Source organism: Nesterenkonia haasae (assembly GCF_010119385.1).
Lineage (GTDB): Bacteria > Actinomycetota > Actinomycetes > Actinomycetales > Micrococcaceae > Nesterenkonia > Nesterenkonia haasae.
In genome coordinates this window covers 308,101-330,422 of sequence record NZ_VFIE01000019.1, presented here as the reverse complement: position 1 = coordinate 330,422, position 22,322 = coordinate 308,101, and the positions used below count along the sequence as shown (strand labels likewise).

The window sequence follows — 22,322 nt, the reverse complement described above, 5'->3', positions numbered from 1 at the left end:
GCAGAGTGGCCAGCATCACAGATGAACGGTTGATTTGGGCCGATGAGTGGGAACCAGTGACGGTGCACCCGCGTGCGTGAGGGCGTGGAGCGCCGCTTAGGATGGGTGCAATGGATAAGACTCTGATCGGGAAAAAGCGCCGGGTACGCAAGGTCAACCGGATACTGGGCGAGACCTACCCCTATGCAGTGGCAGAACTGGACTTCACGAACCCGTTCGAGCTGCTGGTGGCCACGGTGCTGTCTGCTCAGACCACCGATGTCCGAGTCAACTCCATCACCCCGGAGCTCTTCACTCGCTACCCTGACGCCGCCGCTATGGCAGCAGCGGAGGAGGCTGAACTTGCCGAGCTGATCCGTCCCACCGGCTTTTACCAGGCCAAGACCCGCTCGCTGCTCGGGCTGTCGAACGCCCTGGTGGAACAGCACGGCGGGGAAGTCCCAGCCGATCTGGATGCGTTGGTCAAGCTTCCCGGGGTGGGCCGCAAGACCGCTTTCGTGGTGCTGGGCAGTGCGTTCGGCCGGCCAGGATTGACCGTGGACACCCATTTCGGGCGCCTGGCCCGGCGGTTGGGCATGACGGAGCACACCGACCCGGTAAAGGTCGAACACGCGGTCGCGGAGCTGTTCGAACCCAAGGATTGGACCGACCTGAGTCAACGGCTGGTTTATCACGGCCGCCGGATATGTCATGCCCGACGTCCGGCATGCGGTGCCTGCCCGGTAGCGCATTTGTGCCCCAGCTACGGCGCAGGTGAGACCGATGCCGAGGCCGCGCAGCAGTTGCTGAAGTATGAGCTGGCGCCCGGACGTGAAGACCTGCACCAGAAGTTCCTGGCCGGGTACACCCGCCGCCAGCTTCAGGCTGAAGGGTACCCACTCAGTGCCTAATACATCCCCGCACGACGACGCCCGCCCGGGCCCTGGCGCCACGGGCGCTGGCAGACTGCCGCAGACTTATGCGGAACTCACCGAGTCACTCACAGGGTTGGTGGGGCTCGGTGGGGAGTATGTGGCACGGAACCCAGAGGAGGCGTCGTCGGGTGTTTGGTGGTGGGGTGTTCCCTCAACGGAAGTTCACCGGCATATGAGCATCACCGAGACCTCCCGGGAGGCCGCGGTCTTGGCGCTGTTCTGGATGGCGGAGGACGGTCCTCACGTTCTGCTGACGGAGCGCAGTCCGGAGTTGGCCAAGCATCCGGGACAGATCGCGTTCCCCGGCGGTGGGGCAGAGGAATCGGACGCAGATCTGCCCGGCACTGCCCTGCGGGAAGCTCATGAGGAGACGGGACTAGACCCCTCCCGAGCCACAGTGATTGGCACACTGCCGGTGGCACCCATCTTGGCCAGCGGCTTCAACGTCACCCCCGTGATCGCAGTAGCGGAGGACCCGGGTCCGCTCGCCCCGCAGACGGGAGAGGTATCTCGCGTGCTGAGAACCCGCGTCTCTGATCTGGTGGAGCCGGCACATCGGTACACCGCTGTGGTGGTCCACCGAGGTCCGCGATTGCCATCACCGGCATTCCTTTACGGGCTCAGCGGCGACGGCGGGTACCCATCGGTCAACGCCCAGCCGCATGCGCAGGCCGCAGGTGCCACATACGAATTCCAGCACACCGGAGCTTTCGTATGGGGTTTCACGGGAACACTGCTGGACCGGATGCTCACTCGGTTGGGCTGGGCCGGGGAGTGGGACCGGGACCGGGAGATCGACCCGCGGCAGTTCCGACGGAGCCGCTAGAGCTCCTGCTCTAGGGTCTCGGCCGGATGGAATCAAGAGTGGCCATCGCCTCTTTGACGTGGTCGCTGAAGGGGCGTTCGGAGTCGTGGTACCAGTTCTTCAGGATGCTGATGAGGGGCCAAATGATGGAACTGGCGATGACCCGAGCCTGCGCCCGCGACCACGATCCGGTCTCTGCAAGCATGCGGGCCAGCTCTTCGACGGTGTCGTCGACTAGGAGAAAAGCCGCCGACTGAATGGAACGGTTGGCAAAGAAGAGCTCAGTCCGGGCCAGCGTGCCTTCGGCTTCCTCCACAAAGTGATCTTCCTGGATGAGCTCAAGTGCGGCATGCACAGCATCCCACGGTGAAAGACCCTGCTTGATGAAGTGCGCCAAGCCGGCGAAGACCTGATTGTCGAACTCATCGTGGAGCACCAGACGCTCTTTAGTGCCGAAGTATCGGTACACCGTGCTGGGGGAGGCCTCAGCAGCGTCGCTGACCTGCTCAATGGTGACCGCGTCAAACCCATGCTGTGCGAACAGAGACATCGCCGTGTTCTGGATGCGCCGCATAGTCGCTGCCCGCTTGCGTTCACGCAACGGCAGGGGAGGCGGTGGGGGCACGTCCCCAGCGCTGACTGAGGCGGCCCCTGGCGGCGTCGTCGTCATTCACATCTCCCTAACTGACAGTCACTGTCAGCTTATCGTGTAAAGTGACTGTCATGAGAGAGTCACTGTCAGAAAATCTGGTGCAGGCGCAGGGTCTCGTCAAGGCCTTCGGCGCCTTCCGCGCTCTCGACGGCCTTGACCTGAGTGTCGCTGAAGGTGAAGTGCACGGGTTTTTGGGTCCCAACGGGGCGGGGAAGTCGACCACCATCCGGGCCCTGCTTGGGCAGTTGCGCCTCAACGCAGGGAAGGCCGAAGTCTTCGGCATGCACCCGTGGAAGGACTCTGTCCAGATCCACGGTCGGTTGGCCTATGTCCCCGGGGACACCTCCCTGTGGCCGGGACTCTCTGGTGGTGAGTGCATCGACGTACTGGGTGGATTCCAAGGGAGCATGGACTCCCGGCGCCGCGATGAGCTGGTGGAGCGGTTCGAACTGGATCCCACCAAGCGTGCCCGCACGTATTCCAAAGGGAACAGGCAGAAAGTGGCACTGGTCGCCGCGCTGTCCTGCGACGCCGAGCTGTTTATCCTCGATGAGCCCACTTCCGGGTTGGACCCACTCATGGAAGCGGTCTTCCAGAAGGTGATCACCGAACTCAACCGAGAAGGTCGAACAGTGCTGCTCAGCAGCCATATTTTGGCTGAAGTGGAAGCACTATGCGACCGGGTCACCATTATCCGGTCCGGGAAGACTGTCTCCACGGGAACATTGGAACAGCTGCGTTCGGGCACGTTGACGACCGTTGAGGCAACGACCGGGCGACGACCCCCGGGACTGGAGGACATCGACGGGGTCACTGATCTGCGATTCGAGAACCATCCACACGGTGTGCGCCTACGCTTAGTTGCCACTCACGCTGCGATGCCCGAGGCCGTAGCAGCTGTCACCGCAGCCGCACCGACTGACCTGGTGGTCCGTCCGCCGAGCTTGGAGCAGTTGTTCCTGGAGCATTACCAGGACAGCGGTCACAGCCGTGGAGGAGCCGATTCGGCGGTCGGAGAGTCATGACGAGTGCCTCATTGTCATTGACCGGCGTGTTGAGCTTATTGCGGTTGAGTCTGCGGTCCGGCTGGCTGGGCATTCTCGGCACGACCCTGCTGGTCGCCGGGCTGATTACAGCCGTCGCCCTATCGATTGATTCGCTCTACGCGAGCTTGGCTGAGCGGCAACAGTATGAGGCCACACTGGGTGAATCGCCTGCCTCCCAAGCGTTCAATGGGCGAGGCTACGGTCTGGACACCATTGGGGGCATCACCGCCTATGAGGTGGGATTCCTTGGTCAATTGCTGTTTCCGCTCCTGGCTGTGCACTTGGCGATCCGGCACACTCGCCGTGAAGAGGAGGCCGGGCGCACTGAGTTGATGACGGCCACACGTGTGGGACGGTTGGCCCCGCTGGCCGCTGCGTCGCTCACAGTTCTGGTCACGATGACGGCCATAGGGGTGTTAACGTTCGCCGGGACCGTGTGGGTCGGTCTGCCCCCAGCCGGGGCAGGCTGGTACGCAGCAGGCACCGCCGCGCTCATGCTGTGTTTCGCCAGCCTGGGTCTCCTGCTGGGCCAGGTGGCCCAATCGGCCCGCACGGGCTATTTGGTCGGACTGGCGGCCGTCACCGCAGCGTTCCTGGTCCGGGCGCTGATCGACGGTTCCGGGTGGGACGCGGTGTGGGCCAGCCCGTTGGGTTGGTTCGCAGAGTTCCGCCCCTTCAGTGAACCTCAGGTATGGCCGTTGTTCGCCTTCCTGGTGAGCACCGTGGTGCTACTGTCCGGGGCCGCTGTCATTGCTGTTCGGCGCGACCTTGGTGCCGGCATCCTTGCTGCCTCTGCCGGACCTGAACGGGGGCGGGAATACCTCAGTACTGCCATGGGTCTGAGTTGGCGGCTCAACCGAGCTATGGTCCTCGCGTGGGCCGTGACTGCCATGCTGTGGGGAGGCGTGTTCGGCCTCCTGACCCAGGAGATGGCTGAGTTGGTCGATGCTAACCCCACCATGCTTGAGGCTCTGGGCGTGGACGATGGCAGCGATGTGGTGACCAGTCTGGCGGTGGTTGTCATCTGCTTGGCTGCCACAGCGACGGCGGTTCAGGGTATGAGTCGACTGATCTCGGAAGAGTCGAGCGGTCGACTCGGGACTGTGCTGGCTGCTCGCATCTCACGAAAGCGCTTCTGGCTGGGATGGTGGAGTGTGGTCGGCGCCTCAGCGGTGGTGGTCCTGGTTCTGGGTTCTGTGGCCCTGGGGTTGGTGACCTGGACTGTGATGGCTGAGCCTGCGGCTTTGGCCACAGCGATGAAGGTGGGTTTCGGGTACGCGGTGCCGGTAGTGTTCGTGGCCGCGGTGGCTGCTCTGCTGCGCTCAATGGGCCAACGATGGACAGTTCTTGGATGGGCCTTGGTGGGTTGGATCGCCACGGTCGGCTTCCTGGCGGAGACGCTGCAGCTTCCCGGGTGGGCGCGTGATATCTCTCCGCTTCATCTGGTGGGGCAGCTGCCTCAGGAGGACATCAATGGCTGGGCTCTTGCCGTTTTGGCGGCAGGCGGAGGGTTCCTGCTGCTTCTGTCCGTCGGGCTGATGTCCCGGCGGGACCTCGAGACCGGCTGAAGGTGAGCCCACGCGGGGGTTCAACGCATTCAGAGTTCTCCACAGGGTGAAGGGTCAGACGCCCACACGCGGGAGATTCCACAGCAGCGCCGCTGACTGCCTGCCGGGTGCCCTTGCACCAGCACGCTGAGTGCTATGACACGGAATGGACGAGCCACCCCACGTCCAGGGTCCCCACACCGCGAAACGTCCGAAGAACCGGTGCTGCTCCTTGTGGCTGCCGACCAACGTCTGCGCGATGACATTGCACTGATTGCCGCAGTCGTGGGAGCCCGGCTAGAGATCCGCCACCGGTGGGCTCACGTGGAGAGCGCAATCGCTGAAGCGGCCGTGGCCGTCCTCTGCTCAACGCAGACAGTTCCACGCACCGCGGTGTTGGCTGAGCGGTGTCTCCTGGTGGGACATGATGCAGAGTCAGTCTGGCAAGCGGCCGCGGAAGCCCCTGGTCTGCGGCCAGTCCCCCTGCCGGCGGGAGAGAAATGGCTCACCGAGCACCTCTCAACCAAGGTCCTCGACCGGTCCCAGGGCCGGGTGCTCGCCGTGGCAGGATCGGTCGGAGGAGTGGGCGCGACCACGTTTGCTTATCTCTGCGCCGCCGAATTGGCTTCTCGTGGTGTGAGTTCATTGATGGTGGACTCTGTCGGTGGCCCGGGCAGTGGAATCGCCGATCTGGTCCGCACCGCGCAGAGCGAGGGCAGGCTCAGCGGAGGTGGCCTTAACTGGCAGGAGTTGACCTCTGTGGAAGGCGACCTGTCGGCGAACCAACTGCGCGAAGCCGTCCCGCTGTGGGAAGGAATCGGTCTCCTGACGGGGTCGGCCGCTGGTCCGCGCGCGGATTCCCGACTGCGTGCGGCTGTGGTCGCCGGTCGGCGCGCATACGACGTCGTGGTCATTGACAGCGGCCAGCAGACTGAGGCGCTGGTCAGCCTTGGGGAGCAGGTCGACGAGCTGTTGATCATCGTGCGGCCATCACGTCGAGCGGTGGATGCAGCCCGCGATCTCATCAGTGCTGTGCCGCAGACCCGACCGTGGGTCGCGGTCAATGGTTCAGCTGCGCCTGGATGGAGTGCAGCTGATGTGCGTGCTGAGCTCGATGCGCCGGTGATCGCGGATCTGCCGGTACAGAAGTGGCTCGCGCGTGGTGACGAGATCCATGATGCCTATGATCTGTTGCGCAGCCGCCGCGGTGCTGACCTGCTCAGCCGGGTGCTCCACAGGGTGGGGTTGGTCAATGCGTGAAGAACAGCTTGAGGCCGTTCGTGAGCGGTTGACCTCTGCTGCCGAACCAGTGACCGCAGAACGGATTGCTGAGGCGGTTCGCGCGGAGGGCCTGGCACTGGGGACGGGGACCACAGCCCAGCTGGTCAAGAAGCTGCGGGACGAACTGGTGGGCTTAGGCCCACTGCAGCAGTTCGTGGAGACGCCTGGTGTGACGGATGTGGTCCTCGATGCTCAGGGTTGTATTTGGACAGATGGGGAACACGGACTGACCAACACCGGAGTGCGCATCGACTCGGAGGAACAGGTTCGGGCCTTGGCGCGGCGACTGGTGTCGATCGCCGGTGGCCGGCTCGATGAGGGTCACCCGTGCGCCGACGGCACATTAGGAAAATGTCGGATCCACGCGGTGATTCCGCCGATCGCTGTTGAAGGCACAGTTATTTCGGTCAGAGTCGCTCGAAGCTCCACCGCAGGCTTGGAGGAGTTGGCCAACCACTGGCCGGGCGCACACCAATGGTTGGCGGCGCTGCGATCCCTGGTGACCCAGCGCCTCAACTACCTGGTCTCTGGTGCGACCGGGTCCGGAAAAACATCCCTGTTGTCCGCAATGCTCAGCGAGGTCTCCCACAGCGAACGCATTCTGGTGGTCGAGGACACTACGGAGCTGACGCCGGAGCATCCCCATGTTCTGCACCTGCAGAGCAGGGAGGGCAATGTGGAGGGTGCCGGTCGGGTGGATATGGGACAACTGGTCCGCGAGACCCTACGGATGCGCCCGGACCGTCTGATTGTGGGAGAGTGCCGCGGGGCGGAGCTGCGGGATTTCCTCACCGCTATGAATACTGGCCACGCCGGCGCGGGTGGGACGGTTCACGCCAATTCTCCGCATGCAGTGCCGGCGCGATTGATTGCTATGGGTGCGCTCGCGGGACTCACCCCGGAGACCGTTGCGATCCAAGCTGCAGCTGCCCTGAACGCGGTGGTCCACGTAGAGCGTCGGTCCAATCGCCGGATGCCGGTGGCCCTGTCAGCTCTGCGGTACGACGACGGCAGGCTCACTATGGTGCCGGCGCTCTTCACCCGCGGGGATCGGGTAGAGCGCGGTCCCGCATGGGGAGAGTTGATCGCATGAACCTGTTACTGATCATCACAGCTGCAGGTTGTGCAGCAGCCGCGGCACTCGTGGCAGCTCCTTCCCGCACCAGAACTCGCCCCGTCTCCTTCTGGGCGGCCCCCGGGCTTCGGAATCTCTCCCAACAACTAACCCACCGGGTGAGACGGAAACCGGGTCAGATGCGCAAGGATGTGGCAGAACTGCTGCGGCAGTTCTCCGCATTGCTAGTCTCCGGCCGGGGTGAAGGGCAAGCCTGGGCAGATCTCCGCCGGACGTGGCGGAGTCGAGACCCCGATCACCCACTGGTCCACGTCAGTACGCATATCGCTGCTTCGGAAGCTTCCGGTTCCGGCACGGCTGAAGGGATCCGCCGCTATGTGGCTATGAACTCAGAAGCAGACCCAGAACTGACCCGGCTGCTTAACCGGCTGGTAGCTGTGACCGCTCTTTCCGAACAGACCGGTGCCCCACTGTCATCGCTGGTCGAGCAGCTGGCCGACTCCGTAGATGAATCTGCTGAACTCGCCGCAGCTGTGAACACTGCAACTGCCGGCCCGAAACTCACCCAGATGATTCTGAGCCTGCTACCCCTGGGCGGGTTGGCCCTGGGCCAGCTCATGGGAGCGGAACCGCTGACCACAATTCTGGGCAGCAGCATAGGAATAGCCTGCCTGTCCGCCGGCCTTGCCTTTCTAGTCACTGGCCGGCTCTGGAGCCGTCGGATGATCAGCGGGGTGACACAACGTGGCTGATCTCTTGACGGTCCTTTCGGCATTCGCAGCAGGAACTGCGGCGTTGGTTCTGCTGCCACCGAAGGCCCGGGGGGCTGCGACGTTCACATCGCTGCTGCGGCGCAAAGTCGGTGCGCGGCGTCGTCGTGCTGCCGGGGTTGATGAGAGCGCCGATGCTGCTCTTCTTCTTGATCTCACCGCGGCGCTGCTCACTGCTGGGGTGGGGATCGAGGCGGCGCTGGCCCGGTTGGCCGCCACAGTTCCAGGAGCCGAACCACTGGCTGGAGTACATCGGGCGCTCGCCGCAGGGGCCACTTGGGAGCATGCGGCTGAGCTGGTTGCTGAGTATCCCCAACTGCGGGCCTTCTGCGATCACATGAGCTTCGCCTACTCCACAGGCGCGCCCAGTGCTCGGATGTTTCAGGCAGCTGCAGGCAGAGCACGCGCCGAGCTCCGGCATGCAGCAGAGGCCGCCGCTGAAAAACTTGGGGTGAAGATGATGCTTCCCCTCGGCGCCTGTTTCCTTCCTGCGTTCATCCTGGTGGGAGTGGTTCCGGTGGTCGTGAGTATGCTCCCTGAAGCACTGGGCTTCTGATCCGGAGCCTCTGACGAGGGCAAGCCTTCCGGCGGCCCAGCCCGCGATGCGCCGGTCGCCGGCAAGTTCCGCAGGGGAAGCACGGCAGAGAGCACAGGTGGGTCAAAGCCGCGGGTCACTGACACGGTCACCTCGGTAGGAAACTCTCCGCCCACCACACATTCCGCCAGCACTGCCCCGTTCCGGGCGACCACCCGCTCAGCGACTGTACAGGGATCGCCGGAGCTGAGGCCCCGCGCTGTGTCCGCAGCAGCCAAAGCCGCCAGATCAGCGGCGCGTACCGCCTGGGTCTTGGCTACTGCAGCTGCTCCGAGGAGGGAGATGAGGGCGAGCAGAATCATGAGCACGGTAATGATCCCCAGCGCGAGCACTGTGCCCGAACCACGCTCCTCCCGGGCCGCCGCGAAGCTCACGGCACCCCGCCTAAGTCTGTGAGGTGTTCAGTGCGGGCGTAGGCTTCAGCCTCCTGTTCGGAATTGAGCTCAATCATCCCCAGCACCCGCACCGGTTGCGTGAGCACCACATGGGTGTACGTGCCGACGGAAGTGACGGAGACCGTCACCTCATCACCGGCGGTGTCCCGGGCTACCTTCTCAGCAACGGCAGCGGGCTCTCCGCGGGCCAACTCCCGGGCTGCGGCACGAGCTCCATCCTCTAGAGCAATCCGCGCCGCACCCTGCATCGCCAACGAGACCACCAACAGCAGCACGATCACCACTCCAGGAATCACCAGAGCAAATTCAGCGGTGACTGAGCCTCGCTCCGACTGCGGAGCGGATCGATTGTTTTGTGGTGTCATCGCCGGCGACCAGTCTCACCCGGCAGTAAGCGCCTGTTGCACCAGCGCCTCTAGCCAACCACGGACAGTTTCCGAGGTGAGGATGGCGGTAAGCAGACCAGCGAAGGCAACTGCGGCCAACATGACGATGCCGTATTCGGCTGTCGCCAGCCCGTCCTCCTCCTGATGAAGTGTGGCTAAGGAGCGCGGCGTGTGCCCGGTGCTCATGGTGTTCTCCTTTCCTAGACATTGCCGCATACCGATCAGAAGCGGCTGCCTCCACGGTGTTCGAAGAGCTGTCCGGATACAGGCTCGAACGGTGCATCTGTGGAACCTTCGGAGTGTCGGCCCAGCGACACGAGCCGTGGGGAAAAGCGTGGTGATGCTCTCTCACGCGGTCAGCATCACCGCCATAGAGCTGGAGTGTCACGGACCCGCGGTCGCGAGCGAACGAATTGAGACCGCGCCGGATGACCCTGTTCTCTGTTTCTCAAACCAACTCCCGAATGTCGCCATTTGCCCATACATTCGCACAAGGCGCCGTATTTTCGGAGTTGAGAAGGACGCCTCGCCACTGTATATTAAACAAATGTTGAATAAAGATGTCATCAAGGTCACCGACCTCCACGTCGTTAGAGGGAGGCGTACGGTAATACCGGGAATGAACCTCACGGTGCCGGTTGGGTCGATCACCGGCCTTCTTGGTCCCAGCGGTTGCGGTAAGACAACGCTGATCCGCGCAATCGCAGGAATCCAGATCATCAACTCTGGTTCCGTGACGGTGTTCGATCAGCAGGCGGGCAGCACATCTAATCGCGATCGCGTCGCGTATGTGACCCAGGTCAGTTCGGTTTACTCGGATTTGACGGTCGCGCAGAATTTGCGCTACTTCGCACGCTTAGGTGGGGCGTCGTCCTCCGCGGTGTCCCGGGTGCTTGACGAAGTCGGCCTGACGGACCAGAAAGGCGATATGACCGGATACCTATCTGGGGTCAGCGCACCCGCGTCTCTCTCGCGGCAGCTCTGCTGACCGAGGCGGACCTGTATCTGCCCGACGAGCCCACGGTAGGCCTCGACCCGGTGCTCCGCCGGGATCTCTGGGAGATGTTCGCCGGTCTTGCGAGAGCGGGGAAGACTCTCTTAATTTCCAGTCACGTCATGGATGAGGCCGCCCGCTGCGCGCGGGTGCTGCTCATGCGTGAAGGTCAACTGATCGCCGACGCAACACCCGAAGAGCTCCGCAAGCAGACCGGACATGACGATCTCGAACAGGCTTTTTTGGTCATAGCCGAAAGGAGCGCAGCATGACCCGAACCCTTGCCACTGCGCACCGTGTAGCGGCCCAGCTCCTCCATGACCGGCAGAGCCTGGCACTCATTCTCTTATTGCCCTCGCTGTTATTGTGGTTGTTCCGATACGTCTTCGACGGTGATCCGCAGGTCTTCTCCCGGGTCGGCCCGCAGATGCTTGGCCTGTTTCCCTTCATCTTGATGTTCTTGCTGACCTCAGTCACGATGGTGCGGGAGCGAACCTCGGGGACGTTGGAACGGCTTCTGACCACACGGCTGCGGCGCGGCTGGCCTCGTCCAGGCCACGGTGACGTCGACGGTCGCGATTTTGATGCTTGACTTGGATGTCCACACCCCTTGGATACTCGGGGTGTTTGCCGTCGCAAACGCCCTCCTCGGCACGGGTCTGGGCCTGCTGGCCTCGGCGTTCGCGCGTACTGAGTTCCAGGCTGTCCAATTCATGCCTTTGGTGGTGATTCCCCAGATGCTTTTGTGCGGATTGCTGACGCCTCGTGACAGCATGGCTCAGGTGTTGACGTGGATTTCCGATGTGCTGCCGCTGAGCTATACGGCTGATGCGTTCACTCGTGTCACCCACGTCAGCGGTTGGAACGGCGACTTCACCCTCGATCTGACAATCGTGCTTGCCTTCACTCTCGCTTCTGTTGGCCTTGCGGCTCTTACTTTGAGGCGCCGTACACCGTGAGCGGTGCACATCGAGAACGTGGACCCGGGCGACCACCTGGAGCCAATTCAGGACAGACCCGGCAAGCGATCGTAGACGCAGCTCGCCGTCAGTTCGCTGAGCGGGGGTTCCGGGGGGCGTCGGTTCGTTCAATCGCTGCCGAGGCTGGAGTGGATGCGAGCCTCATCAACCACCACTTCGGCGACAAAGCCGGGTTGTTGATCGCGACCATGAAATTGCCCTTCGACCCCCTCAGGAGAATCGATGAAGTACTTGACGGTTCCTTGGAGGGTCTTGCCGCACGGCTGATCCGAACCTTCTGTGAATCGTGGGATCCGCAACGAGAGGTCTTCAGCACGGTTGTCCGTAGTGCGATGGGCGGCGGACTGGACGACTCGCCGTTGTTTGATCTCTTGAAGGACGTTATTATCGTGCGGTTCGCCGACCGGCTGAAGGGCGAGGGCGCGCCGCTGCGAGCCACCTTGGTGGGGAGCCAGATCGTCGGACTCGCTGTTATGCGCTATGTGGCGCAGCTCGAACCCCTCGCCAGTGCCGATGTCGACCACGTCGTCGCCGCCTATGCGCCCGCGCTTCAGACCATCATGACCCCACTAGAAAGTTCGTGAGCTGGCTTTTAGATGGCTCTCTCCCGGACAGGGCTGACGCAGGCATAAGTGACGCGCATAATGCATGAGTCCTCGTCGCTGATGCGAGTGGCAATGTAGGCGACTGACAGCAGTGCCACTCATCCTTGAGCTGATCCGCCAATGGAATGGCCAAGAGGGTGTGCAGCCGATGCGTGTTTGCCAGTCACAAGCAGGACTTCATACGGGCAGCCACCTAGATCCACTCTGGTACCTGACAGTATCGCTGGGATGGTGACGCACGCCGGCCAGCGCCAGCCGATCTTCGAGCACTGCCTCACCACCTCGGCGCGGCAGACTGCGATGAGTATCGGCACAGAAGCGGTTAAAGAACCAGCACTCCTGATCGTCGGGACTCCCACACCACCGACGTTGGGGGCGGGCCTGAATTTCTCGCGGCCGAATGGTCGTGCCCATGCCGGTCTACATGGAGTCGAGCTTGCGGGAAAGACTTACTTCAGGGACCTACGTCAAGAGCAAGAAGAGAGCAAAATTTCAATTGTCAAAGGCATACTCTTGGCCACTCTTAATTTATAGCGTATGGGGGGTCTTGTGGCAAGGCCCCCCATCTCAGGCAGAATCAGGGAGTCAAACACACCAATTGGGCGGAAGGCGAGGGGATTTTGCCATACGCGGCGCAGACCCCACCGCCCCGAGGAGACTCCAAAATGTGGCCATTGCATGCCCCTTCCTCACTTCTGGAGAGAGCACCTGTGCCTCGTTTACCACGCAGCTCCCTGACGATTGCACTCACAATGATCGCTGGCAAGCTCATGATCGGGATGGACATGAAGATCATGCATATCGCGATTTCCCGGTTCTTGCATGACACTGACGCCTCACTGTCAGTTATCCAGTGGCTAGTGACTGCGAACAAGCTTGCTCTGGCGACGGCGATACCCGCGACGGATTGGGTGATTAGGAGATATAGCGCGCGGCGGTTGTGCTGGTCCCGCTCGGGGTTCTCACCCTGGCCCTGCGCAACGTTCCGCAGCTGCCTTCCGTCCCCAACCCACGACTCGATAAGCCCGGCGTCCTGTCACTACCACCTGCGACTGCGATGCTCGCCCTCGGGATCTCATCGGACCCCAAAAAATCGCATGACCGGGATGCTACTAACGCTCGGCGCCGGCATCGCACTGCTAACGGTCTTCGTCTGGCGCGCTCAGCTGGCCGAGCTCTGCCTACCCGTCGTTCTGATGGGGCAGCTGCGGTTGTCGCGATATCAACCCTCGGAAACTTGCCTGCTCCTTACTAAGGCCAGCTGCCCAGTGACCCCGACGCTCAACTTTCCCTAGCGGAATACCCACCCAAGTACCAGTACCAACTGACTCTCAAGAACGGAACCGTCATGAGACCTTCTGCGACCAGTCCCTTCAACATCCCCGACCGACTTTCCGTTAAGACCGATCCCCAACTGATCGCTCATGACGATCAGCATCTCTCAAGGATTGCGGACAGCCTCCGGCAGAAGATCACTGACCTCACAGGCCGTCTCAGTACACTGCGTCGTGAGCCCGGCGGCAGGGGTCAGGCGGGAGTCCAGCGAGACGCAGAAATCCACCGATACGCAAGACAGCTCAACGTCCTGCAACGCTTTGGTATGGACCTGTGCCTGGGCCGGATCGTTAGAACTGATCATCCAGAACCTATCTACATTGGCCGGAGCGGCCTTACTGACTCGGACGGACGACGGCTACTCGTCGATTGGCGCGCCCCAGCGGCTGAGCCATTCTTCGCGGCGACACATGCCACTACGATGGGTTTGATCAGCCGTCGCCGCTACCGATGGGCCCATGGGCAGGTCGTCGACTACTGGGACGAGGTGTTCGCCCCGGAAGAACTGAACGGGCGAGCCGCCCTCGATGATCAGTCGGCGTTCATCGCCAGCTTGGGCGCCAGCCGCTCACCGCAGATGCGGGACGTGCTCGCTACGATCCAGGCCGACCAGGACGCTATCATTCGGGCTGGGTCCCTTGGTGCACTTGTCGTTGATGGCGGTCCTGGCACCGGAAAGACCGTGGTGGCGTTGCACCGGGCCGCTCGCCTCATCTATTCGGAGCCCCGCCTAACCAGTGGTAGGGGAGGGTTGCTTTTTATTGGCCCCACCCAGGCGTACCGATCATATGTGGAGGATGTCCTGCCCAGCCTCGGTGAGGACAACGTACAGATCTGCACCCTCCGCGATTTCTTAGTCGAGGGAAACTCCGCCATAGATGAGCCTGATCCGGAAGTGGCTCATCTCAAATCCTCCAGGCGCCTCTTGGAAGCCATCGAGGTAGCTGTGACTCTCCACGAACAGCCGCCTACACAAGGCATGAGCGTTGAGACCCCTTGGGCAGATCTCTGGATCGGCCCGGAAGAATGGCGCGAAGCGTTTGACGCCGTTGACCCTGGCACACCGCATAATCAAGCTCGCCCCCAAGTGTGGGAATCTCTTGTGGAAATCCTGACGGACAAGATCGATGGGTATGACGAATTGTCGATTTCCCAGCTGCGCAAATACGCAGCACAGGACGAGGAGCTCCAGCAGAGGATCGTATCGGCATGGCCCCTTCTAGATCCTACGAGCGTGGTCGCCGATTTATGGTCCGCACCGGAATACCTTGGCAAGTGCGCCCCTTGGCTCACTCCCAAAGAATTGGAGCTGCTCCAACGTGAGGAACCACGGGCGTGGACCGTCTCTGATCTGCCTCTCCTGGATGCAGCTCGTCAGAGGATCGGTGATCCTGAACACGCACGGCAGGAACGTCGGCGCCAAGCGGCCATTAATGCGGAGCGTGAACAGATGTCCTTAGTCGTCGACGACTTAATTTCTGCAGATCGTGACGGTAATGACGGAGAAGGTCTGGTGACGATGCTGCGTCAGGACGATTTACAGCGCCCTCTGGTCGATGATGCTGCCCTGCCTCATACAGACCCGGACATTCTTGCCGGTCCGTTCGGACACATCATTGTTGATGAAGCACAGGAACTTACCGATACCGAGTGGGATATGGTCCTTCGTCGATGCCCTTCCCGAAGTCTCACTATCGTCGGTGACCGTGCCCAAGCCAGGCAAGGATTTACTGAGACCTGGCAGGAGCGACTTCAGCGGGTCGGACTCCAAACCATCACCCGAACTACTCTCAGCATCAACTACCGCACACCCAAAGAGATCATGGCAGAGGCCGGACTAGTGATCCGCCGCATCCTGCCGGACGCAAACGTCCCCGAATCCATCCGCAACACCGGTATCCCGGTAACCCAACGCTCCGCAAGCGACTTAGATCAGGTTATACAAGACTGGCTCGTCAGGCATGAAGACGGTATTGCCTGCGTGATAGGAGCTCCCGCATTCGCAGCGAGGCCGAGGGTAAGATCGATGATGCCCGAAGACGTCAAAGGTCTTGAATTCGACTTCGTTGTCCTCGTCGAACCAGATGACTTAAGCGTCGGCGGTGGAAAGGCTGTCGACCACTACGTCGCGATGACCCGAGCAACCCAGCAGCTCGTCATCCTCACCCACAGTTAGGGTGTTCCACGTGTTAGCGTACCCAGGCGATGGAAGCGCAGAACACCGAGACTGGCCACCCCGACCGGCTTCGGCGGGAGACCCGTCCCGAAAAACTGGGCTGGATTGCGAACATCTTGGGTATCGGTCCATTATGTCGGTCGTATTGGTCATGATCGCGTCGTCGTCGCGGGAGCATCTCAGGACCAGACCGTGGCCATCCCGAGCAAATCGCAATGTTATGTTTTGGTGATACCTCGCCTTCGGCTAGCAATCAGAATCAGAGAGCTTGGCACGGTCCAGCAATGCAAGCTGTGGTGCCTCCACGTGTGGGCAGCAGAGATCGAGATACGCCCAATAAGAAAGTCGCAAAAACGATTCCCCAGTTGCTGAAGCCCGGCCTACAGATGAATGTCGATGGCCGAAATCATTGGACCAGTGCAAGTTCACTATTCACCAGTGATTGTGGGAACGGTGTGAGGCTACATTATGTGAACTCGGCCCCTACTGGTGGAATTGCCGAGGCAGAGATAACCACCGCAGCACCGTTCTATCAATATATAATATAAATTATGTAATCTGTTTGAGTATGCCTAATTCAGTATTTATCTCGAGAGATTCTCTTCGATTGGTTCTGGTGCTGGTTAGGCTTTTGGAACGTTCGGTGATGTCGGCGTTGTAGTCTGCAGATTACTGCGCGGGCGGGGTATCTAGAAGACTAGTAGGCGGATGATTATGGAGGTCACCGCGGTCGGGATTGACAATGCAAAAAAGAGCGATCGGTTGTGCTTAGGTGTTGGGTGGTTCTGTGGAGTCTTTGGTGTCGATTCTTCGTTGGTGGCGTGTGCTGACGGCTAGGCTCGTTAGGATGATCGCTGCCCCGGCCGCGGCGTCGAGGATGAAGTGATTGCCGGTGATTACGATGCTGAGCAGCATGAGCAGTGGTAGTCCCCATCCGATGATCCGGGCCCATAAGGCAGGTGCTTCTCGTGCCAGTGCGATTCCTATGAGTAGGTTCCAGCCGAAGTGGAAACTTGGCATGGCTGCGTACTGGTTGGTCAACGACGGGGGCTGTAGTACTCGGTAAGCTTCGGAGTGCATGGTGACGGTATCTATGACTCCGATGTCGAGTAGTCGTGGCGGTGCCATGGGGAAGGTGGCAACGATGACCATTCCCACTAGTCCGGAGATTACTAAGGTGTTTCGGTAGAGTGTGAACTTCTCGCGTTTCTTCCAGGCCAACCAACCCAGTGTTGTCACGATGACTGGCCAGTGCCCCCATATGTAGATCGTGTTCATGGCCTGCTGTATTCCAGGCAGTTCTAGTGCCCAGGCCTGGAAGTCACGTTCTACACTGATGCCGATCCTCTCTTGGAGGTTGATGACCAGCTCGGCGTTGCGTGTGGCGTTTTCTGTGCTCCCTTCAGTGAAATGTCGGACTCCGAAGTAGGTGATGACTGCTACTAGGACTACCAGAGACTGGCGTAGCAGGAATGGCAGCGTGCCGTGATGTCTTGGTTTCTGCCTTGGTATGGATGAGGTAGCGGCCGAAGTGGAGAGGTTCACCAATCAAGGGCTCCCGTGGCCGCGGATAAAAGCCTCCACGTACTCATGGGCGAGATCGTCATGGTACTGCTGTGGTGGGGATTTCATAAAGTAGGCTGAGGCTGAGATCAGTGGTCCGCCGAGTTTGCGATCCAAGCCGATTTTGGCCGCGCGGATGGCGTCGATGATCACTCCGGCGGAGTTCGGGGAATCCCAGACTTCCAGTTTCAGCTCAATCGCGAGGGGCGCGTCACCGAAGTTGCGGCCCTCTAGCCGGATGTATGCCCACTTGCGGTCATCTAGCCAGGGAACATAGTCGCTGGGACCTATGTGAACATCTCGTTCTCGGAGATCCGCGGTGGTGCTGGAGGTTACTGCCTGGGTCTTAGAGGTCTTTTTGGATTCCAGTCGGTCGCGTTGAAGCATGTTCTTGAAGTCCATGTTCCCGCCGAAGTTCAGCTGATATGTCTGGTCCAGGTGGACTCCGCGGTCTTCAAATAGGTGAGCTAGTTTCCGGTGGATGATAGTGGCTCCGACTTGGGATTTAATGTCATCGCCGATGATCGGCAGTCCTGCCCTGGTGAACTTATCAGCCCACTTCTTGGTGCTGGCGATGAAGACTGGCAGTGCGTTGACGAACGCGCAGCCAGCATCGATGGCTGCTTGGGCGTAAAACTGAGTGGCTTCATCTGAGCCGACGGGTAGGTAGCAGACAATGACATCGACTTCGGCTTTTTTCAGCGTGGCAACTACGTCGACTGGTTCCAGGGGGGACTCGCTGATGGTCTGGCGGTAGTACTCGCCCAGGCCGTCGAGTGTGGGTCCGCGCTCTACGATGAGGTTGCTGTGGGGGACTTCGGCGAAAGTGAGCGTATTGTTCTGGCTGGCATGGATGGCCTCGGAGAGGTCTTTGCCTACTTTGTTGTCATCGACATCGAAAGCGGCCGCGAACTGAATATCACCGACGTGGTAGTTGCCGAAGCGCAGGTGCATCAGCCCAGGCACGTCCTGGTCCTCGGGGGCATCCTTGTAGTACTCCACACCTTGGGCCAGGGAGGCGGCACAATTGCCGATACCTACCAAAGCCACACGGATAGGGTGGTTATTCATGAGTGGTCTCCTTCTAGAGTTGGGTGTATCTGGCATCGTGAGGTGGTTTCTCTCTTCGGGGGTTCCCCTGCGGGGACTACATGTTTACGAGGAGAGGCCTCGAGTCTGTGTTGGCGCTGCGCGCGACGTCTGCGGGTGCCGATGTAAGCGATTGCTGCCCCTGCGGCAGAGCCAACGGTGATTCCAAGAACCGTGCTCAGCCAGGGCGGGAGATCCGTGGCAGAGGTGGGTAGAAAGCCCAGGCCGATCAGCCACCAGGACCACATGAATCCTCCCGTGATGGCCAAGCTCAGAAGCCGGGCCCAGCTCATTCGCATCATCCCGGCAGTAGCCATAGCAGCTGACCGGCCAAACGGCATAGCGAAGACCACCAGCAGCCCTGCCCAGGTGGAGGGGCCGCCAGCGTGCAAAGAAATCCGAAGAATCTTCCGATGCAGCAGGCGCCCCCACCTCCAGCGATAGAGCACCCGGATGAACTTGTACCTAAACAGCGCGTAGAGCCCGATATCACCTGCCAGGCAGCCGGCGAAAGTTGCAAAGAATGCACCATGGATCGGTACGAGACCTTCTGCGGCCAAAGCCCCGGAAGCGATGACCATGAACTCTGAAGGCAAGGGCGGCACCAGAGCAGTCAGTGCCACGGCCAATCCCTGTACTAGGAATAACCAGAAACCCCACTTCGTGTAGGACTCCGAAAAGTCAAAAGCCAACATGGGATCAGATCTGCTCGCTCAGACACCGAGCGCAGGTCGTTGAGTTAAAGCTGCCTGACAGGTCCAGCCGATAATCCGTGTAGGTCATACACAGAGTATTACACACACTGTGTATCCAATGCACATTCGATTGAGACTGAGATATGGCATGAAGCTGCGTCGATTCTAAAGTTGTCTTATCCATCGGAAACGCCAAAGCTTCACTAGCCCACGCTCTCGAATAGCCGGTGCAACCTGTCACGCTCGTGCCCGCCGTGGCGGTCAGCTGCGCAGGTGCCGATAGGTCGACACTGCCAAAGGCAGAAATATCGCAATGAGTAGTCCAGGCCAAACCACTGCGAAGGTCGAAGCGTGTTCGGCAAACCATGTCTCACCACCGGTCATAGGTGCACCGAGGAGTTCGCGAACCGTGGTCGCGGTGGCGGAAAGGGGGTTGGCGTCAGCGATGGTTCCCAGCCATCGGGGCATGGTCGCAGTGTCGACAAAGACGCTGGAAAAGAACAGGATCGGCCAGACCAACATGTTAATCGGACCCAGGGACTCAGGAGTAGGCGCTTTTAGCCCTACGAAGATGCCGGTCCAGAGCATCGCTACCCGGAGCAATAGCAAGAGCCCCAGGACGGCGAGTGCCTCGGCGCCGGTGGTATCGGGTCGCCACCCAAATATTAGGCCAGCGCCAAACACCACAGTGAGCGAGACCAGGGAATCCAACAGATCTGCGATACAGCGCCCCCCGACCACCGCGATGCCACTCATCGGCAACGAGCGGAAACGGTCTGTGACCCCGCGAGAAGAGTCTTGACTTACTGCCGCCATCGTTCCCTCGAGCCCCAGGAAGACTGTCATCGCCAGCACCCCGGGCATCACGAAGTTCAGGTAGCTTCCACCCAGGGCGTAGCCGAGTGCGCCTCCCATCAGTCCCAAGAAAAGTGTCATCAAGATGATCGGCCAAACCCAGTTGAAGATCCTGGTCCCAAGCATGTGGCGCCAGTGTTGGAGGTCTCGGAGAGTGATAGTCCAGGTGTCAGCGAGTGCGCGAGCTGCCGGAGAGGTCGAGCCGTCAGGCTTAGTGGTGATGGGAGTCGTGGAGGTGTTCATTTGGTGTCCTTCCCAGCAGTTTCCGGGGTTATGTGGTGGTGCGTTTCGAGCGCTGTCTGTCCGCTGATTTGGACGAAGACCTCGTCTAGACTTGGTGTGCGTAGAGCGAGGTCGCGAACCGGCAAGGTGGCTTCATGAAGTGCTGCGGTGGCCCCTATCATTGAGGAGCTTCGGTTGGCCAGCGGTACTCGGATGACACCATCGACGAGACTGACCTCCCCGCTTGACCATTTGGATAGTTTCTGGCGAAACAGTGGCCAATCTGCTTCGCTCTCGGGGGTCACCTCAAGCCAGTCGTCGCCGACTGTCGCTTTCAACTGGCTTGGGCTGCCCTCGGCTACTACGCGACCTCGCCCGAGCATCGAGATTCGATCGGCTAACTGATCTGCCTCCTCCAGATATTGAGTGGTCAGTAGCACCGTGGTGCCTTCGCGGACGAGTTCACGGATTGCCGTCCAGACGTCCTGGCGCACCCCAGGATCGAGACCCGTGGTCGGCTCATCGACGAACAAAACATCAGGAGCTGTGACAAGACCCGCTGCAAGATCAACACGTCGGCGCATGCCACCTGAGTATGTCTTGACCTGACGGTCGGCAGCCTCCCCTAGTCCGAATCTTTCCAGAAGCTCATCGGCACGCCGAGTTGCTGACGCGGGGCGGTATCGGTTGAGGCGGGCGAACATCACTAGGTTTTGTCGCCCGCTGAGTGCCTCGTCCACTGCGGCGTACTGGCCGACCAAGCCGATTCGCGAACGCACCCGCCCAGACTCGTGGACAGCATCAGCACCAGCGACCACCACCCTGCCGGCATCGGGTGCCAGCAGGGTGGTCATGATCCGCACCGCGGTGGTCTTACCAGCTCCGTTTGGTCCCAGCATCCCGTGTACGCTGCCGCGCGCAACCTGGAGGTCGAGGTTATCCAGCACCAACGTACCTTTTGCCCCTCCATAGCTCTTCTGCACGCCCTCAAGTGAGATCGCGGTTTCGATGTCCTGCATATCTGAACCTTTCTGACGCCGTAATGTACGGCGTACACTGCAAGGCTACGATAGCCTGATCGTGTTCGCACATAAGCAGGCATATGTGGCTGGCCGATCACGGAATGCAGGAGAATTATGGGCACTGAGAAGACGGCCCCGCAGCTGGTGCATAGCTTGTACCTTCTTTGGGGCCATCACCCCAGGCCTGGTCGAAGCGGGATCAGCGTGACGCAGATTGTCCAGGCTGGAGTTGATCTGGCTGACGCCCAAGGGCTGGAAGCCACCTCTATGCGGAAAATTGGCGAGCAACTCGGTGTGAGCCCGATGGCGCTTTACACTCATGTCCCGAGCAAAGAGGACCTCGTGGCGCTGATGGTCGATTCTGTCTACGGCGAGCTGTACAGCGACAAAGCCAACGCTACGAACACCCGTACCTGGCGAGACGGCCTACAGCAAGTGGCTATGTGCAACTGGGGACTATTAATCCGGCATCCTTGGCTGCTTGACGTATACGATCTGCGAAGCCTCCTGGGACCTAATGCCAGTCGGAAATACGAGACCGAGCTGAAAGTCCTGGATGGAATCGGCCTCTCTGACCTGGATATGGAAGCCAGCCTTACGACGCTGCTGAATGTGGTGCAAGGCGCCGCTCGGGACCAACGCAGTGACTTCGAGTCCGAGAACCGTTCCGGCCTTACCGATACTGAATGGTGGGCGATCGTCGCACCGGCCTTAGAGCACCTCATGAGCGAAAACGACTACCCCGTGTCAGACCGAGTTGGAAGCACCCTCGGCGAGTTATTTGACGCAGCCCGGGATTCGCAGCGATCGTTCCATACTGGGCTCGAATTGGTCCTGGCCGGCATTGAGGCGCTGATTCGCCCGCCAGACGGATCACCTGCTTCTCCGCCATCGGCTTCATAGCTCCTAAAACGCAAGCGGGCAGATTCATACGAGAGTGGATTTGGACATGGTGGTCCACTCCGATGCTGTGTCTATTCTTGTCTCCACCAGATCTACCTTTCCTGGGAATGCGGCGATGCCCGCGGGGACCAGCGCACTCGGGACAAGTGCCGGGAGCGATATGCGTAATGCGCAAATAAATGACATTGTGCGCTGAGACGGATTTGGAACAGCTTCTCTGCCCTCTGCGGCCGCTACGTCCAAGACGGGCGGAACGCTCCCAGAACTTTTAGTCGGTTGCCGAATCATTGGGCGACTTATGGCTGAGTGGATCCTCCGGGCGAATCGTTCGTCCATAGAGTCGCACTCGATAGAGAGAATTTAAGTGACAGCTGGCAGTAGGAGGAAGCCTCCCTTTTCCTGCCACTCTCAATATAT

Annotated in this window: 24 protein-coding genes and 1 pseudogene; 16 read left to right on the top strand and 9 right to left on the bottom strand. The window is 60.6% G+C overall.

Annotation, left to right across the window (positions count from 1 at the left end; all coding sequences use genetic code 11):
- Window positions 1-110: 110 nt before the first annotated feature.
- Together nth and FH975_RS08185 are read left to right on the top strand one after the other, a co-directional pair.
- Window positions 111-890, top strand: a complete 780-nt coding sequence (gene nth, locus FH975_RS08190; RefSeq protein ID WP_407938622.1) for an endonuclease III — start codon at window positions 111-113, stop codon at window positions 888-890.
- The gene (locus FH975_RS08185; protein ID WP_162320905.1) at window positions 883-1,740 is read left to right on the top strand and encodes an NUDIX hydrolase; all 858 of its coding nucleotides are present in this window, start codon (window positions 883-885) and stop codon (window positions 1,738-1,740) included. Before nth ends, FH975_RS08185 begins: the two co-directional genes overlap by 8 nt.
- Window positions 1,741-1,750: 10 nt before the next feature.
- On the opposite strand, the gene FH975_RS08180 is transcribed toward FH975_RS08185, so the two are convergent.
- On the bottom strand, window positions 1,751-2,389 hold the full coding sequence (locus FH975_RS08180) for a TetR/AcrR family transcriptional regulator (protein WP_162320904.1): 639 nt from the start codon (window positions 2,387-2,389) through the stop codon (window positions 1,751-1,753).
- Between the two features lie 53 nt (window positions 2,390-2,442).
- Here FH975_RS08180 and FH975_RS08175 point away from each other — a divergent pair, with 53 nt between their 5' ends.
- The 6 genes from FH975_RS08175 to FH975_RS16785 all read left to right on the top strand — a co-directional run bounded on the left by FH975_RS08175 (window position 2,443) and on the right by FH975_RS16785 (window position 8,646).
- Window positions 2,443-3,396: an ABC transporter ATP-binding protein gene (locus FH975_RS08175; protein WP_162320903.1), complete on the top strand. Its 954-nt coding sequence runs from the start codon at window positions 2,443-2,445 to the stop codon at window positions 3,394-3,396.
- Window positions 3,393-4,985 (top strand): ABC transporter permease, encoded by a 1,593-nt coding sequence (locus FH975_RS08170; protein WP_162320902.1) that lies wholly within the window; start codon window positions 3,393-3,395, stop codon window positions 4,983-4,985. The genes FH975_RS08175 and FH975_RS08170 overlap by 4 nt, the downstream gene beginning before the upstream one ends.
- A gap of 135 nt (window positions 4,986-5,120) precedes the next feature.
- Complete coding sequence (locus FH975_RS08165; protein WP_162320901.1) at window positions 5,121-6,224, top strand: hypothetical protein; 1,104 nt, start codon at window positions 5,121-5,123, stop codon at window positions 6,222-6,224.
- Window positions 6,217-7,338 (top strand): TadA family conjugal transfer-associated ATPase, encoded by a 1,122-nt coding sequence (locus tag FH975_RS08160; protein WP_162320900.1) that lies wholly within the window; start codon window positions 6,217-6,219, stop codon window positions 7,336-7,338. Before FH975_RS08165 ends, FH975_RS08160 begins: the two co-directional genes overlap by 8 nt.
- Window positions 7,335-8,072, top strand: coding sequence for a type II secretion system F family protein (locus tag FH975_RS08155; protein ID WP_162320899.1), 738 nt, complete (start codon window positions 7,335-7,337; stop codon window positions 8,070-8,072). Before FH975_RS08160 ends, FH975_RS08155 begins: the two co-directional genes overlap by 4 nt.
- Window positions 8,065-8,646, top strand: a complete 582-nt coding sequence (locus tag FH975_RS16785) for a type II secretion system F family protein (RefSeq protein ID WP_162320898.1) — start codon at window positions 8,065-8,067, stop codon at window positions 8,644-8,646. The genes FH975_RS08155 and FH975_RS16785 overlap by 8 nt, the downstream gene beginning before the upstream one ends.
- A gap of 44 nt (window positions 8,647-8,690) precedes the next feature.
- Here FH975_RS16785 and FH975_RS16780 read toward each other — a convergent pair.
- The 3 genes and pseudogenes from FH975_RS16780 to FH975_RS08135 form a co-directional block, all read right to left on the bottom strand.
- A pseudogene (locus FH975_RS16780) lies at window positions 8,691-9,059 on the bottom strand (Rv3654c family TadE-like protein); the annotation flags it as partial.
- Window positions 9,056-9,445 carry a TadE family type IV pilus minor pilin gene (locus FH975_RS08140; RefSeq protein ID WP_162320897.1) on the bottom strand — a complete coding sequence of 130 codons (390 nt, stop codon included), beginning with the start codon at window positions 9,443-9,445 and terminating at the stop codon, window positions 9,056-9,058. The pseudogene FH975_RS16780 and the gene FH975_RS08140, both read right to left, overlap by 4 nt.
- Before the next feature lie 15 nt (window positions 9,446-9,460).
- The gene (locus FH975_RS08135) at window positions 9,461-9,652 is read right to left on the bottom strand and encodes a DUF4244 domain-containing protein (RefSeq protein WP_162320896.1); all 192 of its coding nucleotides are present in this window, start codon (window positions 9,650-9,652) and stop codon (window positions 9,461-9,463) included.
- 361 nt (window positions 9,653-10,013) lie between these two features.
- Between FH975_RS08135 and FH975_RS16565 the strand changes: the two genes are divergently transcribed.
- From FH975_RS16565 to helR, 7 genes are all read left to right on the top strand, one after another.
- Window positions 10,014-10,454 (top strand): ATP-binding cassette domain-containing protein, encoded by a 441-nt coding sequence (locus tag FH975_RS16565; protein ID WP_235928564.1) that lies wholly within the window; start codon window positions 10,014-10,016, stop codon window positions 10,452-10,454.
- A 128-nt stretch (window positions 10,455-10,582) separates the two neighbouring features.
- Complete coding sequence (locus FH975_RS16560) at window positions 10,583-10,732, top strand: hypothetical protein (protein ID WP_235928563.1); 150 nt, start codon at window positions 10,583-10,585, stop codon at window positions 10,730-10,732.
- On the top strand, window positions 10,729-11,052 hold the full coding sequence (locus tag FH975_RS16935) for a hypothetical protein (RefSeq protein WP_328821829.1): 324 nt from the start codon (window positions 10,729-10,731) through the stop codon (window positions 11,050-11,052). The genes FH975_RS16560 and FH975_RS16935 overlap by 4 nt, the downstream gene beginning before the upstream one ends.
- Entirely contained in the window at window positions 11,045-11,419 is a 375-nt protein-coding gene (locus tag FH975_RS16930) for an ABC transporter permease (protein WP_328821827.1), read from the top strand. Before FH975_RS16935 ends, FH975_RS16930 begins: the two co-directional genes overlap by 8 nt.
- On the top strand, window positions 11,416-12,024 hold the full coding sequence (locus FH975_RS08120) for a TetR/AcrR family transcriptional regulator (RefSeq protein ID WP_162320895.1): 609 nt from the start codon (window positions 11,416-11,418) through the stop codon (window positions 12,022-12,024). The genes FH975_RS16930 and FH975_RS08120 overlap by 4 nt, the downstream gene beginning before the upstream one ends.
- Window positions 12,025-12,273: 249 nt before the next feature.
- Window positions 12,274-12,579, top strand: a complete 306-nt coding sequence (locus FH975_RS08115) for a hypothetical protein (RefSeq protein ID WP_162320894.1) — start codon at window positions 12,274-12,276, stop codon at window positions 12,577-12,579.
- Between the two features lie 814 nt (window positions 12,580-13,393).
- Entirely contained in the window at window positions 13,394-15,556 is a 2,163-nt protein-coding gene (helR, locus tag FH975_RS08110) for an RNA polymerase recycling motor ATPase HelR (RefSeq protein ID WP_162320893.1), read from the top strand.
- Between the two features lie 768 nt (window positions 15,557-16,324).
- Here helR and FH975_RS08105 read toward each other — a convergent pair.
- The 5 genes from FH975_RS08105 to FH975_RS08085 form a co-directional block, all read right to left on the bottom strand.
- The gene (locus FH975_RS08105) at window positions 16,325-17,101 is read right to left on the bottom strand and encodes a phosphatase PAP2 family protein (protein ID WP_162320892.1); all 777 of its coding nucleotides are present in this window, start codon (window positions 17,099-17,101) and stop codon (window positions 16,325-16,327) included.
- 3 nt (window positions 17,102-17,104) lie between these two features.
- Window positions 17,105-18,190, bottom strand: coding sequence for an inositol-3-phosphate synthase (locus FH975_RS08100; protein ID WP_162320891.1), 1,086 nt, complete (start codon window positions 18,188-18,190; stop codon window positions 17,105-17,107).
- Entirely contained in the window at window positions 18,187-18,831 is a 645-nt protein-coding gene (locus FH975_RS08095) for a DedA family protein (RefSeq protein WP_162320890.1), read from the bottom strand. Before FH975_RS08095 ends, FH975_RS08100 begins: the two co-directional genes overlap by 4 nt.
- Before the next feature lie 333 nt (window positions 18,832-19,164).
- On the bottom strand, window positions 19,165-20,001 hold the full coding sequence (locus FH975_RS08090) for an ABC transporter permease (RefSeq protein ID WP_162320889.1): 837 nt from the start codon (window positions 19,999-20,001) through the stop codon (window positions 19,165-19,167).
- Window positions 19,998-20,999 carry an ATP-binding cassette domain-containing protein gene (locus FH975_RS08085; RefSeq protein ID WP_162320888.1) on the bottom strand — a complete coding sequence of 334 codons (1,002 nt, stop codon included), beginning with the start codon at window positions 20,997-20,999 and terminating at the stop codon, window positions 19,998-20,000. The genes FH975_RS08090 and FH975_RS08085 overlap by 4 nt, the downstream gene beginning before the upstream one ends.
- 207 nt (window positions 21,000-21,206) lie before the next feature.
- On the opposite strand from FH975_RS08085, the gene FH975_RS08080 reads away from it, so the two are divergent.
- Complete coding sequence (locus FH975_RS08080; protein ID WP_162320887.1) at window positions 21,207-21,905, top strand: TetR/AcrR family transcriptional regulator; 699 nt, start codon at window positions 21,207-21,209, stop codon at window positions 21,903-21,905.
- Window positions 21,906-22,322: the final 417 nt, after the last annotated feature.

Coding starts and splice junctions, on each gene's coding strand:
- nth (WP_407938622.1), top strand. CDS start 111: ATGGATAAGACTCTGATCGGGAAAAAGCGCCGGGTACGCAAGGTCAAC.
- FH975_RS08180 (WP_162320904.1), bottom strand. CDS start 2,389: ATGACGACGACGCCGCCAGGGGCCGCCTCAGTCAGCGCTGGGGACGTG.
- FH975_RS08175 (WP_162320903.1), top strand. CDS start 2,443: ATGAGAGAGTCACTGTCAGAAAATCTGGTGCAGGCGCAGGGTCTCGTC.
- FH975_RS08170 (WP_162320902.1), top strand. CDS start 3,393: ATGACGAGTGCCTCATTGTCATTGACCGGCGTGTTGAGCTTATTGCGG.
- FH975_RS08165 (WP_162320901.1), top strand. CDS start 5,121: ATGACACGGAATGGACGAGCCACCCCACGTCCAGGGTCCCCACACCGC.
- FH975_RS08160 (WP_162320900.1), top strand. CDS start 6,217: ATGCGTGAAGAACAGCTTGAGGCCGTTCGTGAGCGGTTGACCTCTGCT.
- FH975_RS08155 (WP_162320899.1), top strand. CDS start 7,335: ATGAACCTGTTACTGATCATCACAGCTGCAGGTTGTGCAGCAGCCGCG.
- FH975_RS08140 (WP_162320897.1), bottom strand. CDS start 9,445: ATGACACCACAAAACAATCGATCCGCTCCGCAGTCGGAGCGAGGCTCA.
- FH975_RS08135 (WP_162320896.1), bottom strand. CDS start 9,652: ATGAGCACCGGGCACACGCCGCGCTCCTTAGCCACACTTCATCAGGAG.
- FH975_RS16565 (WP_235928564.1), top strand. CDS start 10,014: ATGTTGAATAAAGATGTCATCAAGGTCACCGACCTCCACGTCGTTAGA.
- FH975_RS16560 (WP_235928563.1), top strand. CDS start 10,583: ATGGATGAGGCCGCCCGCTGCGCGCGGGTGCTGCTCATGCGTGAAGGT.
- FH975_RS16935 (WP_328821829.1), top strand. CDS start 10,729: ATGACCCGAACCCTTGCCACTGCGCACCGTGTAGCGGCCCAGCTCCTC.
- FH975_RS16930 (WP_328821827.1), top strand. CDS start 11,045: ATGCTTGACTTGGATGTCCACACCCCTTGGATACTCGGGGTGTTTGCC.
- FH975_RS08115 (WP_162320894.1), top strand. CDS start 12,274: ATGGTGACGCACGCCGGCCAGCGCCAGCCGATCTTCGAGCACTGCCTC.
- helR (WP_162320893.1), top strand. CDS start 13,394: ATGAGACCTTCTGCGACCAGTCCCTTCAACATCCCCGACCGACTTTCC.
- FH975_RS08100 (WP_162320891.1), bottom strand. CDS start 18,190: ATGAATAACCACCCTATCCGTGTGGCTTTGGTAGGTATCGGCAATTGT.
- FH975_RS08090 (WP_162320889.1), bottom strand. CDS start 20,001: ATGAACACCTCCACGACTCCCATCACCACTAAGCCTGACGGCTCGACC.
- FH975_RS08085 (WP_162320888.1), bottom strand. CDS start 20,999: ATGCAGGACATCGAAACCGCGATCTCACTTGAGGGCGTGCAGAAGAGC.